We start from the raw sequence: 14,540 nt of genomic DNA, 5'->3' as shown, positions 1-14,540 counted from the left end.
GTATCGATGCGCGTACTCGTGGTGGACGACGAACGGCCCCTCGCCGACCTGATCGCGACGGGCCTGACCCGACAGGACATGGCGGTGGACGTCGCCTACCGAGGCGACGACGCCGACGAGCTGCTGGCGGTGCACGACTACGACGTCGTCGTGCTCGACCGCGACGTCCCCGGGCTGCACGGCGACGAGGTCGCACGGCGGCTCACCGCTCGTGGCGCACTCACACGGATCCTCCTGCTCACCGCAGCGACCACGTTGCGCGACCGGGTGCAGGGGCTCGAGCTCGGTGCGGACGACTACCTGACCAAGCCGTTCGAGTACCCGGAACTCGTCGCCCGGGTCCGCGCGCTCGGTCGGCGGAGCGTCCCACCCGTCGCCCCCGTGCTCGAACGCTCGGGACTCGTCGTCGACACGAACCGGCGGATGGCCACACGTGACGGTCACCCGCTCGACCTGACGTCGAAGGAGTTCGGGGTGCTCGAGACCCTGCTCCGCGCGGACGGCCGCATCGTCTCCGCCGAGCACCTGCTCGAGAAGGTCTGGGACGTGAACACCGATCCGTTCACCGCCGCGGTCCGCGTGACGATGTCGAAGCTCCGCCGGAAACTCGGGGACCCGGACCCGATCCGGACGGTGCCCGGCCAGGGCTACTCGCTGTGAGTCGGTGGGCCCGGGGCTGGAGCATCCGGACCCGGACGGCCCTGACGTTCGCGCTGGCGGCCATGGCGCTCGCGGCCGGGGTCGTGGTCTTCACGAACACCATGTCCCTGGCGGGCGTCGGCGCGGGTCTCGACACGGCGGCCGTCGAGCGACCACCGTCCGGATCGGGGAGCGCCACGACCGCTCCGGCCCCGCTCGCGGTGGACCCAGCGGCGGCGGACGAGCGCACTGGTGCCGTGGCGGTGATCCGCCTCGTCGCGGTGCAGCAGTGGCAGTGGTCCGCGATCGGGATCGCCGGCGCCGGGATCGCTGCCGGCGGCATCGGTTGGATCGTCAGCCGCCGGGTGCTCCGTCCCATCGACCGGATCACGGCGACCGCGAACCGGATCTCCGCGTCGAACCTGCACGAGCGCATCGCCCTGGGCGGACCCGACGACGAGCTCCGACGGCTCTCGCGGACGGTCGACGACCTGCTGGCCCGCCTGGAGACCGCGTTCGAGAGCCAGCGACGGTTCGTCGCCCAGGCGTCCCACGAACTCCGGACGCCCCTGGCAGTGCAACGCGCCGCGGTGCAGATCGGGCTGCACGACGACGCCGACCCGGCCGAGGTGCGTGCCGTCCGCGCCGAGCTGCTCGAGCAGAACCGGCGGACCGAGCGGCTGGTCGCGTCGCTGCTCGTGCTCGCCGAGGCCGACCGCGGCCTGGCGGGCGCGACACGGGCCGTCGACCTCGTCGAGGTGACCGACGAGGTCGTCGCGAGCGCGGCCCGGGACGCGGCCGAGGCGGGAGTGACGCTGACCCACGAACGCCGGACCGGGCCTCCTGGCAGCCTGGTCGTGTCCGGCGAGCCGACGCTGCTGCGGCAGCTGCTCGGCAACCTCGTCGGCAACGCCGTCGAGTACAACGAACCCGGCGGTGCCGTGCGGGTGACGACGGAACCGGACGGCTTCGTGGTCGAGAACGACGGGCCGGTGGTCGCGGCGGACGAGGCGGCGTTGCTCGTCGAACCCTTCCGTCGCGGCGGCGCGGACGCCGGACGTGGGCAGCACAGCGGTCTGGGCCTGTCGATCGTGGCCGCGATCGTGCACGCGCACGGGTGGACGCTGTCGATCACCGCACGGCCGACCGGTGGGCTGCTCGTCCGGGTCGGTGTTTCGCCGGTGCAACCCGACGTGCACGCGGGGCGAAACAGCCCGTCCGCTGTGCTGGAGGCATGAACCACACCACGATGACGACCACCCGTCGCACCCGGTCCCTGATGAGCGTGGCCGCGGCCGTCGTCCTGCTGCCCCTGCTGCTGGCCGGCTGCTCCGACCCGGCACCCGACGACGACGCGACGACCGCCTCCGGGGGCGCGGCACCCGGCGTCGCCCTCGCCGAGTGCATGCGCGACCGCGGCTACGACATGCCGGACCCCGGCACCGGCGGCGGGTCGATGCAGCTCAGCGCACCGGACGGCGTCGACCCCGAGCAGTACCAGGACGACCTCAAGGGCTGCCTCGACGACTCTGCGGCCGCGGGTGACGCGCAGGCCGCGCAACCGATGCCCGGCACCGAGGAGATCGCCCGGAGGACGGCGGAGTGCCTGCGGGAGCAGGGGTTCCCGGACTACCCGGACGACCAGGACGCGCAGATGCGGTTCCAGCCGGACGACCAACAGGCGTTCGACGAGGCCGCCGGGCCGTGCACCGACGCGGCGTTCGAGGCTGTCCAGGGCGGAGCCGGGTCGTGACCCACCGACGCGCCCGTCGCCGGGTGATCATGTCGGGGTGCCTCGTCGCAGCGGTGGCCGCGGGGGTCGGGACGTGGGCCCTCGCCGTGGCGCCGAACGGTGCGGGCGCCTCGGCCAGCAGTGCGTCGCGCGGCGGGACTGCACCCGCCGGAGCCACCGGCACCGTCACGCGCGGTGACCTGACGGATTCGAAGGTGTTCGCCGGGACGCTCGGGTACGGCGCGGCCTCGGGGGTCCCCGGTGCAGCCGCCGGCACGATCACCTGGCTGCCCCGGGTCGGCGACGTGGTCGAACGCGACGGGGCGCTGTACGCCGTCGACGAGCGGGACGTCCGGTCGATGTACGGCACCGTGCCGCTCTGGCGCGACCTGGAGCGGGGGCTGCAGGGCGCGGACGTCCGGCAGCTCAACGAGAACCTGGCAGCGCTCGGGTACGACGTGTCCGTGGACGACCGGTTCGGCCCGCGGACCGAGCGAGCAGTCCGGCAGTGGCACGAGGACCGGGGACACGAGGGCACCGGGGTGCTCACTGCGGACGACGTCGCCTTCGTGGACGGCGCGGTCCGGGTCGCCTCGGTCGAGGGGCGCCTCGGCGAGCGGATCGACGGTGGTGCGGGAGCGGCCGCGGGTGGTGCTGGTGCAGCGGCCGGCAGCGCGGGCGCGACGACCGACGTGCTGCAGGTCACGAGCACCCGGCGGGTCGTCACGGCGACCGTGCCGCAGCGCGATGCCGAGCGGCTCGCCGTCGGCACCGACGTCGAGGTCCGCGTGAACGGCGCCGGTGCGGCCATGCCCGGTTCCGTCGTCGACGTGCAGCCGACGACGAGCGAGGACGGCGGCACGGCCGTCGACGTCTCGGTGTCGTTCGACCCGGGCAAGCGGTCCCTGCCCGAGGCCGCGTCCGCGCAGGTCGACGCGGAGGGCACCACCGAGCACGACGTCCTGTCCGCGCCGGTCGCCGCCCTCGTCGCGGGCGCCGGTGGCAGGTACGCCGTCGACGTCGTGCAGCGGGACGGCACGACCGAGCGGGTCCGGGTCGAGCCCGGCTTCAGCGCCGACGGGCGGGCCGCGGTCACCGGCGCCCTGACCGCGGGCGACCGGGTGGTGGTGCCCGGATGAGCGCCGTCGTTCCCGCCGTTCCCGCCGTGCCCGTCACGGCCGCCGTGCCCGCCGCGGCCGTCCTGCCGGCGGCCGCCGTCCTGTCGCTCCGGGACGTCACGAAGACCCACGGCGACGTCGGAGCCCTGCGCGGGGTCTCGCTCGAGGTCGGCGCGGGGGAGCTCGTCGCGGTCGTCGGCCCGTCGGGCTCGGGCAAGTCGACGATGCTCAACGTCGTCGGCACGCTCGACCGTCCCACCTCGGGCACGGTGACGATCGCCGGCAACGACGTCGCGACGATGTCCGACGACGATCTGTCCGGCCTGCGTGCTGACCACATCGGGTTCGTCTTCCAGCACTTCCACCTGCAGGCCGGGGCGACCGCCGCCGAGAACGTCGCCGACGGCCTGCTCTACCGGGGGGTCCCCCGGCGCGAGCGGCACCGACTGGCCGTCGAGGCCCTGGGCCGCGTGGGACTGGCACACCGGGTGGACCACCGACCGCACCAGCTCTCCGGCGGCGAGCGCCAACGCGTCGCCATCGCGCGGGCCGTCGTCGGCGACCCGACGATCCTGCTCGCCGACGAACCCACCGGGGCGCTCGACACGGCGTCCGGTGCGACGGTCGTCGAGCTGCTGCGCGAGCTCAACGCTGCGGGCACGACGGTGGTGGTCATCACGCACGACCTGGACCTGGCGGCATCGCTGCCCCGGCAGGTCCGGATGCGCGACGGCATGATCGAGCCCGAGGTCGCGCCGGTCGACGAGGTCGCCCCGTGAGCCGCCGTCGGTCCGTGGGCGGACTCGACCTGCTCCGCCTCGGCGTCTTCGGGCTGCGGACCCGACCGGGTCGCGTCGTGCTGTCCGCGCTGGGCATCGCGATCGGCATCGCGGCGATGCTCGCGGTCGTCGGGATCTCGTCGTCGAGCAAGGCGAAGGTCGACCAGGTGCTCGACACGCTCGGCACGAACGTGCTCACCCTCACCCAGGCGCAGGGCCTCGGCGAACCGGTGCCGTTGCCGTCCACCGCACTCGAGTCGGTGCTGCGACAGGACGACGTCGAGTCGGCTGCTGCGGTCGGCACCGTGCCGGACACCGGCGTGTACCGGAACGACTTCGTCCCGGCACCCCAGACGAAGGGCCTCGGGGTCCTCGCTGCGTGGGGCGACGTGCCACGGGTGCTCGGCGGGCGGCTCGCAGCCGGACGGTGGATCGACGACGCCGCCGGTGCCCCGCCGCAGGTCGTGCTGGGAGCGCGGGCCGCAGTCGTGCTCGGCATCGGCGACCCACGGCCGGACCGCCGGGTCTGGCTCGGTGGACAGTGGGTGCAGGTGGTCCGGGTGCTCGAACCCGTGGCGCTCGCCGCGGACCTGGACTCGCGGGTGTTCGTGCCCCGCGGGTTCGCCGAGCAGCTGGGCTTCGACGGGGCACCGACCGCCGTCTACACACGCGTCGACCCGGCGCACGTCGAACGGTCGAGGGACCTGCTCGCCGGCGCGGTCCGGCCGGGGGACCCGCAGGACGTCGGCGTCACCCGGCCCTCGGACGCGCTGGCCGCGAAGGACGCCACCGACGACTCGTTCACCGGGCTGCTCGTCGGCATCGGCGGGGTGGCGCTGCTGGTCGGTGGCATCGGGGTGGCGAACACGATGGTGATCACCGTCCTGGAGCGCCGCGCCGAGGTCGGTGTCCGTCGTGCCCTCGGCGCACGTCGTCGGGACGTCCGCGACCAGTTCCTGGTCGAGTCGTTGCTGCTGTCGTTCCTGGGTGGGGTGGCCGGTGTCGTCCTCGGGGTCGGGGTGACCGTCGTGTTCGCCGTCACCCGGGGGTGGCCGGTCGCGCTGCCGGTCTGGGCCGTCGTCGCCGGGCTCGGCGCCACCGTCGTGATCGGCGGGGTCTCCGGGCTCTACCCGGCGGCCCGCGCGGCGAGGATCCCACCGACGTCCGCCCTGGCGGCCGTCTGACGCGTGCGGTGGACGTCCGCACAGGAGGCCCGGTGCCGGTCCCCCGGACCGGCACCGGGCCTCCAGGCGGTCGCCGCGACCCCGCGGGCGTGATGGCCGATACCTGTGGACCTGTTGGTTTCAGGACGGAACGGTTGCGTTCTTGTGGGTTTGCGACGTACAGTGCTCGAAACCCAACGGAACGAAGGAGTTCGGGCATGTACGCAACCGAGCGGCACACCGCCATCGCCGCCGAGCTGCAGTCCGCCGGTCGCGTGTCCGTCGCAGGCCTGGCCGAGCACTTCGACGTCACCACCGAGACCGTGCGCCGTGACCTCGACGCCCTCGAGTCCGCCGGGGTCCTGCGCCGGGTGCACGGGGGAGCGGTGCCCGTCGGCCGCTCGAGCGTCGTCGAACTCAGCGTCGCCGAGCGCGAGGGACAGCACGGCACCGCGAAGTCGGCCATCGCCCGCGCCGCGATGCGCCTGGTGCCGCCCACCTTCACCGGCTCGATCGCCCTCGACGCCGGCACCACCTGCGCCGCCGTGGCCTCCGAACTCGCCCGCTGGGAGCCCGAGGTCGCCGGCTCGACGATCACCGTCATCACGAACTCGGTGCCGATCGCCGCGACCCTGCAGCACAGCGAGCACCTCGAACTGCACCTGCTCGGTGGCCGGGTCCGCGGCGTCACGAGCGCGGCGGTCGGCACGGCAACCGTCGAGCAGATCGGTGCGCTCCGCCCCGACGTGGCGTTCATCGGCACGAACGGCCTGTCCGCCGGCTTCGGCCTGAGCACTCCCGACGAGTACGAGGCCGCCGTGAAGGGTGCCTACGTGCTCGCCGCCCGACGCGCCGTGGTGCTCGCCGACGCCGCCAAGCACGGCGTAGAGGCCCTGATGCGGTTCGCACGCCTGGACGAGATCGACACGCTCGTCACCGACGACCAGCCCCCGGCCGACCTCGCCGGAGCACTCGCCGACGCCGACGTCGAGGTGGTCGTCGCATGAACGCCCGCATCGTCACCGTCACCCCGAACCCGTCGCTCGACCGCACGATCGAGCTCGCCGGTGAACTGCAGCGCGGCGCCGTCCAGCGCGCGACCCGGTCCACGGCGGAGCCCGGCGGCAAGGGCGTCAACGTCTCCCGTGTGGTCGTCGCGAGCGGTGGGGACACCGTCGCGGTCCTGCCCGGCGACGAGCTCGACCCGGTCCTGCTCGGCCTGGCCACGCGCGGCATCCCGACCGCCGCGCTGCCGATCGGGGCACCGCTCCGCTCGAACGTCACCGTGACCGAGCCGACCGGCACCACCACGAAGCTCAACGAACCCGGCCCCTCGCTCGCCGGGCGCCTCGACGACCTCGCCGCCCTGGTGGCCGACACCGCCGCCGCGACCGCCACCGGACCCGCCGCCCGCTGGGTCGTGGTCGCCGGGTCCCTGCCGCCCGGTCTGCCGGACGACGCCCTCGCCGTGCTCGTCCGGGCCGTCCGTGCCCGCCACGGTGCGGACGTCCGGATCGCCGTCGACTCGTCCGGGGTGCCGTTCACCGCGCTGCTGCAGTCCGGCGAACACCTCGACCTGGTGAAGCCGAACGCCGAGGAACTCGCCGAGGTCGTCGGCGGTGACCCCGAGGAGTACGAGCGCGACCTCGACGCCGCCGTCGCCGGAGCCCAGCGGCTGCGGCGCAAGAACGTCGGCACCGTCCTGCTCACCCTGGGCAGCGCCGGAGCCGTGCTGGTCTCGGACGAGGGGGCCTTCGCCGCGGCCGCACCGAAGATCATCGCCCGCTCGACGGTCGGCGCGGGGGACTCCTCGCTCGCCGGCTACCTGCTCGCCGAGGTCGCGGGAGCGTCGCCGGAGCAGCGTCTCGCACAGGCCGTCGCCACCGGGGCCGCGGCCGCAGCACTGCCCGGCAGTGACGTGCCGGCACTCGACCACACCGACCCGACGGCGGTCTCCGTCCGGGTGCTCGAAACGCACCCGGCTCCGGAACCCGCCTGATCCCCACCCCACCCGATCACCCCACGAACACCGCACCACCGCGCGATCAGCGCCATTGCGAAGGAGCAAGCACATGTCCGCAGACTCGAGTCCGCGCCTCATCAGCGCACAGCTCGTCGGCCTCGACGAGGACCTCGGCGCCACGTCGACCGACGTGATCCAGGTGCTCGCCGACCGCGTCGCCGCGACCGGCCGCGCCGCCGACGGTGCCACGCTCGCCGACGACGCCATCAAGCGCGAGGCGAGCGTCGGCACGGGCGTCCCCGGTGGCATCGCCATCCCGCACGCCCGGTCGGCGTCGGTGTCCGAGCCGACGCTGGCGTTCTCGCGCCTGGCCCGGAAGGTGCCGTTCGGCGCTCCGGACGGCGACGCCGACATCGTCTTCATGATCGCCGTGCCCGAGGGGGCGGACAAGGACCACCTGACGGTCCTCTCGACCCTGGCCCGCGCACTCATCCGTGAGGACTTCACCGCCGCGCTCCGCGCCGCGACCACGGCCGACGAGATCGTCCGGTTGGTCGACGACGAGGTGAGCGGCGAAGTGGCCGAGGCCGGCGTCGGGACGGCGAGCAGCGCCTCCGCTCCGGCGACGGCAGGCAGCGCGACCGCCGCGGCCCCCGCTGCCGACCGCAAGGTCTTCGTCGGCGTCACCGCCTGCCCGACCGGCATCGCCCACACCTACATGGCTGCCGACGCCCTCGTCGCCGCCGCCCAGCGCGCCGGTGCCGAGATGCACATCGAGACGCAGGGGTCCTCGCAGGTCGAGCCCCTCGACCCGGCCCTCATCGCCCGTGCCGACGCCGTCGTGTTCGCGGTCGACGTCGACGTCCGCGACCGCGGCCGGTTCGCCGGCAAGCCGCTGGTGTCCGGCCCCGTCAAGCGCGGTGTCGACGAGCCCGACAAGATGATCGCCGAGGCCATCCGCGCCTCGGAGGACCCGCACGCCGCACGCGTCCAGGGTGGTGCCGCCGTCGAGGGTGAGTCCACCGCCAAGAACGAGCACTTCGGCCAGTCGCTCAAGCGCTGGCTGCTCACCGGCGTCAGCTACATGATCCCGTTCGTGGCCGGCGGCGGGCTGCTCATCGCGCTCGGCTTCCTGCTCTCCGGGTACGGCATCGCGCTGAACCACGGTGACTCGGGGATGAGCAACGCCGCCTATACGCTCACGAACTCCACGCTGCTGAACCTGCCGCCGGAGGGCCTCGGGTACTACCTCGGCGCCGCCGCGTTCCAGATCGGGCAGGTGTCGCTCGGGTTCCTGGTCGCAGCACTCGCCGGGTACATCGCCTACGCCATCGCCGACCGTCCGGGCATCGCCCCCGGCTTCGTGGCCGGGTCGATCGCCGTGTTCATGAACGCCGGGTTCCTCGGTGGTCTGGTCGGTGGCCTCATCGCCGGTGCCGCCGCGTACTGGATCGGGCGCATCCCGACCTGGCGCTGGCTGCGTGGCCTGATGCCCGTCGTGATCATCCCGCTCTTCGCCTCGATCATCGCCTCGGGGCTGATGCTCCTGGTGCTCGGTGGCCCGATCGCCTGGGTCATGACCGAGCTCACCGCCTGGCTCAACTCCCTGTCCGGCGCCTCGGCCGTGCTGCTCGGGATCATCCTCGGCCTGATGATGGCCTTCGACCTCGGTGGTCCGGTGAACAAGGTGGCGTACGCGTTCGCCGTCGCCGGGCTCGGTGCCGGCACCGCCACGAACGTCGTGCCGTTCGAGATCATGGCCGCCGTCATGGCCGCCGGCATGGTGCCGCCGCTGGCACTCGCGCTCGCCTCGACCGTGCTCTACCGCAAGGGCTTCACGAAGCCGGAGCGCGAGAACGGCAAAGCCGCGTGGCTGCTCGGCGCGTCCTTCATCTCCGAGGGTGCGATCCCGTTCGCCGCAGCCGACCCGCTGCGCGTCATCCCGGCGTCGATGGTCGGGGCCGCGATCACGGGCGCGATCTCGATGGCTGCCGGTGTGACCTCACGAGCGCCGCACGGCGGGATCTTCGTCTTCTTCGCGATCGGTGACGTCCTGATGTTCGTCGTCGCGATCTTGGCTGGGACCGTGGTGTCCGCGCTGGTGCTCGTCGCCCTGAAGAAGTGGGTGCGTCGTCGCCCCGTGGACGAGGCCGCTGCGGGCAGCGAGGCTGCCGTGGCCGGCGAGACGATCGGCCAGCGCGCGCCGGTCGCCGCGTAGTCCATCCGCGAGACGCCGGCGTCCGACTGAGACGCCGTGGCGTCGCCGAGACGCCGTCGGATTCGGGGGCGTCTCGCGGGAGCACGGGCGCTTCAGCAAGACGACGGTGTCTCGCGGTGTCAACGCCACCATTCGACGGACGGGAGGCCCGGTGCCAGCTGGCACCGGGCCTCCCGTCCGTCGTCCCGTCGCCTTCGCCCGCCACGCTCGCCGAATCACAACGACTGGTCACGGATCGTCGTCTGCGCCGGTTCCATCCGACACTTGCTGACCAGTCCGCGGAGCTGAGCGGGGTGTCGTGACCGGGCGGCTCCACCGAGGCCGAAACCGAGGTCGTCGCTCTGCACGAACTCGGCCGACACCCAGGTGGCGCGCCGGGTCCTGACAGGGCGTTCAGGGATGCTGGGGGCATGACGACTGCCGTGACCGCCCGCGCCATGACCGTCGCCAGTGGCGACTCCACCGCCCCCTCGGACCTCGGTGGGCTCTCCGGCCTGGTGCTCCAGCTGATCGACGCCCTGGGGGAGTGGGGCGTCGGGCTGATGCTCTTCGTCGAGACGGTGTTCCCGCCGATCCCGTCCGAGGTGATCCTGCCGCTGGCCGGGTTCCTGGCGGGTGCCGGTCAGATGAACCTGGTGCTGGTCCTCGTGCTGGCGACGATCGGCTCGTACCTCGGGGCCCTGGTGCTGTACTGGCTCGGCGCGAAGATCGGGTTCGAACGCACCACGCGGTGGTTCGGCAAGCTGCCCCTCGTCGACGAGGACGACTTCCGCAAGGCGGCCGGCTGGTTCCACCGCCACGGCAAGAGCGCGGTCTTCTTCGGCCGGTTCATCCCGATCGTCCGCAGCCTGATCTCGCTGCCCGCCGGCGCCGACCGCATGCACCTCGGCACCTTCTCGGTGTTCACGATCATCGCGAGCGGCATCTGGAACAGTGCACTCGTGCTGCTCGGTGCAGCGTTCGGGTCGCAGTACGACAAGGTCGAGGCCTACACCGAGTGGATCGACCGCGTGCTCTACGTGGCCATCGCGGTGGTCGTGGTGAGCTTCGTGGTGCGGCGGCTCCGCCGGGTGCGGGCCGAGCGTCGTGCGGGCGGGTCCGACGACCACGACGACCGCGGCAGCAGCAGCCCGGCCGCGAGCGGTGCCCGGGGTCGTCGTCGCGCCGAGCCCGCCCGCGACTGACCGTCAGGCCTTCGTCAGCGCCGACTCCTTGTGGGCGGCCTGCTTGCCGCTCTTGCCCGACTCGACGATCCAGTACGGGTCGTCGTCGGTCGGCTTGAAGTGCTGTCCGTCGAACTCGAAGTCGCTCGTGCGCTTCCGCACGAGCGTGCCCGTCGTCTTGCCTTGCGAGGTGTTCCAGCGCACCTCGTCACCCTTCGACAGCGCCATGCTGTCCTCCTTGCGCGTTCGGTCTTCCTGATGGGTGTCGGACTGTACCCCGGAGATCCCCGGAAAACCGGGGAAGTACGGCGGTCACGATGTCGTAACGGCCCCTGCGGATCAAGAGTCGGACGCGTACCGTTTCCCACGAGCACCACACGTCGGCACCAGCCGCGGAACCACGGCGCTCTGGACGGGACGACGGACACCATGACCCTGCTGGACAGCGCGCGGGCGGACACCGTCCTCGCTGCGCGCTACCGGCTCGTGAAGCTCATCGGCACCGGCGGCATGGGATCCGTCTACGAAGCCCGTGACGAGCACACGTACCGCGCCGTGGCCGTGAAGCTCTTCGCCACCCCGGACAAGATGACCACCGCCGACCGTGTGCGCCAGGAGCGCGAGATCCGGCTGCTCAGCATGCTCTCCCACCCCGGCCTGATCCCGCTGTACGACGCCGGCACCCACGAGTTCGAGGACGGCCCGCACCGGTTCATCGTGATGGAGCTCATCGCCGACACGACGCTGCTGCGCCGCCTGTCCGAGGGCGCGCTGCACAACTACGAGGTGGCCGACCTCGGCGCACAGCTCGCCGACGCCCTGGCCTACGTGCACTCGCGCGGCATCGTGCACCGCGACGTCAAGCCCGCCAACATCCTGATCAGCGACGAGGGCTCGTCCGGGTTCGCCCGCACCGTCAAGCTCACCGACTTCGGCGTCGCCCACTTCGTCGACGGCTCCCGCTTGACCAACGACGGCACGGTCATCGGCACCGCCGCCTACCTCAGCCCGGAGCAGGTCGCCGGCGAGCCCATCAGCTTCGCCACCGACGTGTACTCGCTCGGACTCGTCCTGCTCGAGGCGCTGACCGGCAAGCAGGAGTACTCCGGCACCCTGATCGAAGCAGCGCTCGCCCGGCTCCGCCGAGACCCCGAAGTGCCGGACGACGTCGCCGACGAGTGGCGCGAGCTGCTCAGCCGGATGACCGCCCGCGACCCCGAGCGCCGGCCCACAGCGGTCGCGATCGCCAACGCGCTGCGCGGTGGGTCCACCCAGATCACCGGCCCCGTGCCGCTCGGCCCGGAGCGCGTGAAGCACCAGCGCGACCACCGCATGCACCGCGCTGCCCACCGCCACGCCCGGCGCGGCACGTTCTCGGCGGTCCGCCGGTGGCGCCGACGGAACGTCCTGGTGGGGTCCTTCGCAGCGTTCGGCGTCACCGCGGCCTGCGTGGCCGCCTACGTCGCGGGCGCCCTGCACTGAACCACCCGCGGATCCGGACTCCGGACTCCGGAGACCGGTGCGCTGCGGACAGCGGCACCCTGGCAAGATGGAAAGCATGACCGACCAGCGCTGGATCAAGATCTGCGGCCTGTCGACGCCCGACACCGTGGACGCCGCCGTCGACGCGGGTGCCGACGCCGTCGGGTTCGTCTTCGCGGCGGGCAGCCCCCGCACCGTCACCGCCGACCTGGCGAAGGAACTGGTGGAGCGGGTGCCGGACGGCATCGACGCTGTCGGGGTCTTCCGCGACCAGAAGATCGACGAGATCGTCGGCATCGCGTCCGAGGTCGGACTCACCACGCTGCAGCTGCACGGTGGCGAGTCGCCGTCCGACTTCGCCCGGGCCCGTGACGCCGGCTTCTTCACCATCCGGGCCCTCGCGGCCGAGGACTACCTGCGCGAGACGCCCGAACAGCGCGCCGCGTTCGACCACGACCTGCTGCTGCTCGACGCGGCTGTGCCCGGCAGCGGCCGACTGATCGACCCGGCCACGATCGACGGCGTCGACGAGGCCTGGATCCTGGCAGGCGGGCTGACCCCGGCGAACGTGGTCGCCGCGGTCGAGGCACTCGACCCCGACGGTGTCGACGTGTCGAGCGGCGTCGAGTCGGAGCGCGGCGTCAAGGACCCCGCGAAGATCCGCGCCTTCGTCGAGGCCGTCCGCAGCCTGGGCTGAGCGCGCGCTCGCGCTGATCGGCCGCGGACGCGGCTCTGGACCCGACTGCGGACGGACAGGAGGCGCGGGGCGGGCCTGCAACGGGCCTCCCGTCCGCCGTGCCGTCCGTGTCGGGCGCGGAAGACGCCGTCGTGTCCTGTCGACGCCGCGATGCGTGCGAGACGCCGCCGGATCCGGCGGCGTCTCGGCGACGCCGCGGCGTCCTGGCGAGACGCCGGCGTCTCGCGCGGGGATCAGCGCAGGGTGGGGATGAGCTCGTTCAGGAACGCGTCGGTGTCCTCCCAGCCCTCGACCGCGTGGCAGGGGACGCCCAGCGCCTTCACCGGGTAGTCGTTGCCCTCGGGGTCGAGTCGGTCCCCGACGAAGAGCATGTCGTCGAGCGCGATGCCGGTGATCTCGGCGAGGCGCTGCATGCCGTAGGCCTTGTCGATGCCCTTGCGGGTGATGTCGATGCTCGTCGAACCGCCCGAGCGGACCTCGAGGTCGGCGAGGTCCTGCTGCACCAGGCGGCGCAGGTGGTCCTTCTTCTCGCCCGTCGGGTCCCACTGCTTCTTGACGTCCACCGGTGCCGACTGGCCGAGGGCGGAGAACGTGATCTGGGACCCGCGGTCCTCGAGGATGGGGCCCCAGGTCTCGGACTCCCAGTACCCGGCTTCCTTCGCACGGGTCTCGACCGCGGCGAGGGCGCGGTCCTTCTGCTCGTCGGTGAGGTCCTCGGCGTACTGCAGCGCCCAGTCCTGGTCCTGCCACCGGTAGTAGCGGGTGCCACAGGTCGGCAGGAGGTGCAGGGCGTCGAGCGTCAGCCCGTCGCGCTGCCGGAGCGGGGTGACCAGCTGCTGCTCGAACTGCGTGAAGTTGCCGCCGGAGATGACCGCGACCGGCACGACCTCGAGCAGGGACGCGAAGGTCTCGAGCATGCGGGGGTCGAGGGAGGACTTCGACGGGGCGAGCGTGTCGTCCAGGTCGAAGGCGACGAGGCGGGTCGTGGTCATGCCCCTGATCCTGCCAGAGGCCGCCGATCACATGCCGCGTGCGGTGCTCCGGGCTGCCGGGTGCTGCGTGATGTCTGCGGGGTCACGCGCGGTGCGTGGCAGGGACCCGGTCGCGGGCGTAGGTGATGTCGGTGTAGCCGTGCGGGGCGGGGTTGCCGTCCTCGTCGAGGTTCACGAACACCACCTCGTCGATCGTCAGGATGCTCCGGTGCGTGAAGAGGTTGCGCGCCTCGGCCCGCATGGTGAGCGACGTCCGGCCGAACCGGGTGGCAACGAGGCCGATCTCGACGATGTCGCCCTCCTTCGCCGAGGACAGGAAGTTGATCTCCGACATGTACTTCGTGACGACCTTGCCGTTGCCGAGTTGGATGATCGCGTAGACGGCGGCTTCCTCGTCGATCCAGCGGAGCAGGCTGCCACCGAACAGGGTGCCGTTCGCGTTGAGGTCCTCCGGTCGCACCCACTTCCGGGTGTAGAAGTTCATCTCCGGCGGGGCGTCGTCCTGGTGCTGATCCATGTCACGTCATGGTACGCCGACGGCCGCGCCCCCGCAGGGACACGGCCGTCGTGACGATCCAGGGGCGGCGGTGTGCC

General features: G+C 72.7%; 15 protein-coding genes. 12 read left to right on the top strand and 3 right to left on the bottom strand.

Going from position 1 to position 14,540, the window contains the following annotated elements:
- Positions 1-6: 6 nt before the first annotated feature.
- From ITJ50_RS09535 to ITJ50_RS09490, 10 genes are all read left to right on the top strand, one after another.
- Entirely contained in the window at positions 7-660 is a 654-nt protein-coding gene (locus tag ITJ50_RS09535) for a response regulator transcription factor (RefSeq protein WP_194590378.1), read from the top strand.
- Positions 657-1,877: a sensor histidine kinase gene (locus tag ITJ50_RS09530; RefSeq protein ID WP_194590377.1), complete on the top strand. Its 1,221-nt coding sequence runs from the start codon at positions 657-659 to the stop codon at positions 1,875-1,877. Before ITJ50_RS09535 ends, ITJ50_RS09530 begins: the two co-directional genes overlap by 4 nt.
- Positions 1,874-2,392 carry a hypothetical protein gene (locus tag ITJ50_RS09525; protein WP_056069528.1) on the top strand — a complete coding sequence of 173 codons (519 nt, stop codon included), beginning with the start codon at positions 1,874-1,876 and terminating at the stop codon, positions 2,390-2,392. Before ITJ50_RS09530 ends, ITJ50_RS09525 begins: the two co-directional genes overlap by 4 nt.
- Positions 2,389-3,510, top strand: a complete 1,122-nt coding sequence (locus ITJ50_RS09520) for a peptidoglycan-binding protein (protein ID WP_194590376.1) — start codon at positions 2,389-2,391, stop codon at positions 3,508-3,510. Before ITJ50_RS09525 ends, ITJ50_RS09520 begins: the two co-directional genes overlap by 4 nt.
- A complete protein-coding gene (locus ITJ50_RS09515; protein ID WP_228499453.1) occupies positions 3,507-4,268 on the top strand; it encodes an ABC transporter ATP-binding protein in 762 nt (253 codons plus the stop codon). Before ITJ50_RS09520 ends, ITJ50_RS09515 begins: the two co-directional genes overlap by 4 nt.
- A complete protein-coding gene (locus ITJ50_RS09510) occupies positions 4,265-5,452 on the top strand; it encodes an ABC transporter permease (protein WP_323749899.1) in 1,188 nt (395 codons plus the stop codon). The genes ITJ50_RS09515 and ITJ50_RS09510 overlap by 4 nt, the downstream gene beginning before the upstream one ends.
- A 197-nt stretch (positions 5,453-5,649) precedes the next feature.
- Positions 5,650-6,438, top strand: a complete 789-nt coding sequence (locus tag ITJ50_RS09505) for a DeoR/GlpR family DNA-binding transcription regulator (protein WP_056069518.1) — start codon at positions 5,650-5,652, stop codon at positions 6,436-6,438.
- On the top strand, positions 6,435-7,430 hold the full coding sequence (locus tag ITJ50_RS09500; RefSeq protein WP_042538717.1) for a 1-phosphofructokinase family hexose kinase: 996 nt from the start codon (positions 6,435-6,437) through the stop codon (positions 7,428-7,430). Before ITJ50_RS09505 ends, ITJ50_RS09500 begins: the two co-directional genes overlap by 4 nt.
- Before the next feature lie 73 nt (positions 7,431-7,503).
- Positions 7,504-9,612, top strand: coding sequence for a PTS fructose transporter subunit IIABC (locus ITJ50_RS09495; RefSeq protein WP_194590375.1), 2,109 nt, complete (start codon positions 7,504-7,506; stop codon positions 9,610-9,612).
- Between the two features lie 410 nt (positions 9,613-10,022).
- Complete coding sequence (locus tag ITJ50_RS09490; protein ID WP_228499450.1) at positions 10,023-10,796, top strand: DedA family protein; 774 nt, start codon at positions 10,023-10,025, stop codon at positions 10,794-10,796.
- 3 nt (positions 10,797-10,799) lie between these two features.
- Here ITJ50_RS09490 and ITJ50_RS09485 read toward each other — a convergent pair whose 3' ends face one another.
- On the bottom strand, positions 10,800-11,003 hold the full coding sequence (locus ITJ50_RS09485) for a DUF2945 domain-containing protein (RefSeq protein WP_017886355.1): 204 nt from the start codon (positions 11,001-11,003) through the stop codon (positions 10,800-10,802).
- A gap of 201 nt (positions 11,004-11,204) precedes the next feature.
- On the opposite strand from ITJ50_RS09485, the gene ITJ50_RS09480 reads away from it, so the two are divergent.
- Together ITJ50_RS09480 and ITJ50_RS09475 are read left to right on the top strand one after the other, a co-directional pair.
- Entirely contained in the window at positions 11,205-12,257 is a 1,053-nt protein-coding gene (locus tag ITJ50_RS09480) for a serine/threonine-protein kinase (protein ID WP_051067362.1), read from the top strand.
- A gap of 76 nt (positions 12,258-12,333) precedes the next feature.
- Positions 12,334-12,954 (top strand): phosphoribosylanthranilate isomerase, encoded by a 621-nt coding sequence (locus ITJ50_RS09475; RefSeq protein WP_017886354.1) that lies wholly within the window; start codon positions 12,334-12,336, stop codon positions 12,952-12,954.
- A 233-nt stretch (positions 12,955-13,187) separates the two neighbouring features.
- On the opposite strand, the gene ITJ50_RS09470 is transcribed toward ITJ50_RS09475, so the two are convergent.
- A complete protein-coding gene (locus ITJ50_RS09470; protein WP_194590374.1) occupies positions 13,188-13,946 on the bottom strand; it encodes an HAD-IIB family hydrolase in 759 nt (252 codons plus the stop codon).
- 82 nt (positions 13,947-14,028) lie between these two features.
- Positions 14,029-14,463 carry an acyl-CoA thioesterase gene (locus tag ITJ50_RS09465; RefSeq protein ID WP_017886352.1) on the bottom strand — a complete coding sequence of 145 codons (435 nt, stop codon included), beginning with the start codon at positions 14,461-14,463 and terminating at the stop codon, positions 14,029-14,031.
- Positions 14,464-14,540: the final 77 nt, after the last annotated feature.

The sequence above is a fragment of the Curtobacterium sp. VKM Ac-2889 genome (genome assembly GCF_015350855.1).
GTDB lineage: Bacteria > Actinomycetota > Actinomycetes > Actinomycetales > Microbacteriaceae > Curtobacterium > Curtobacterium poinsettiae.
This window is presented reverse-complemented; position numbering and strand designations above follow the sequence as displayed.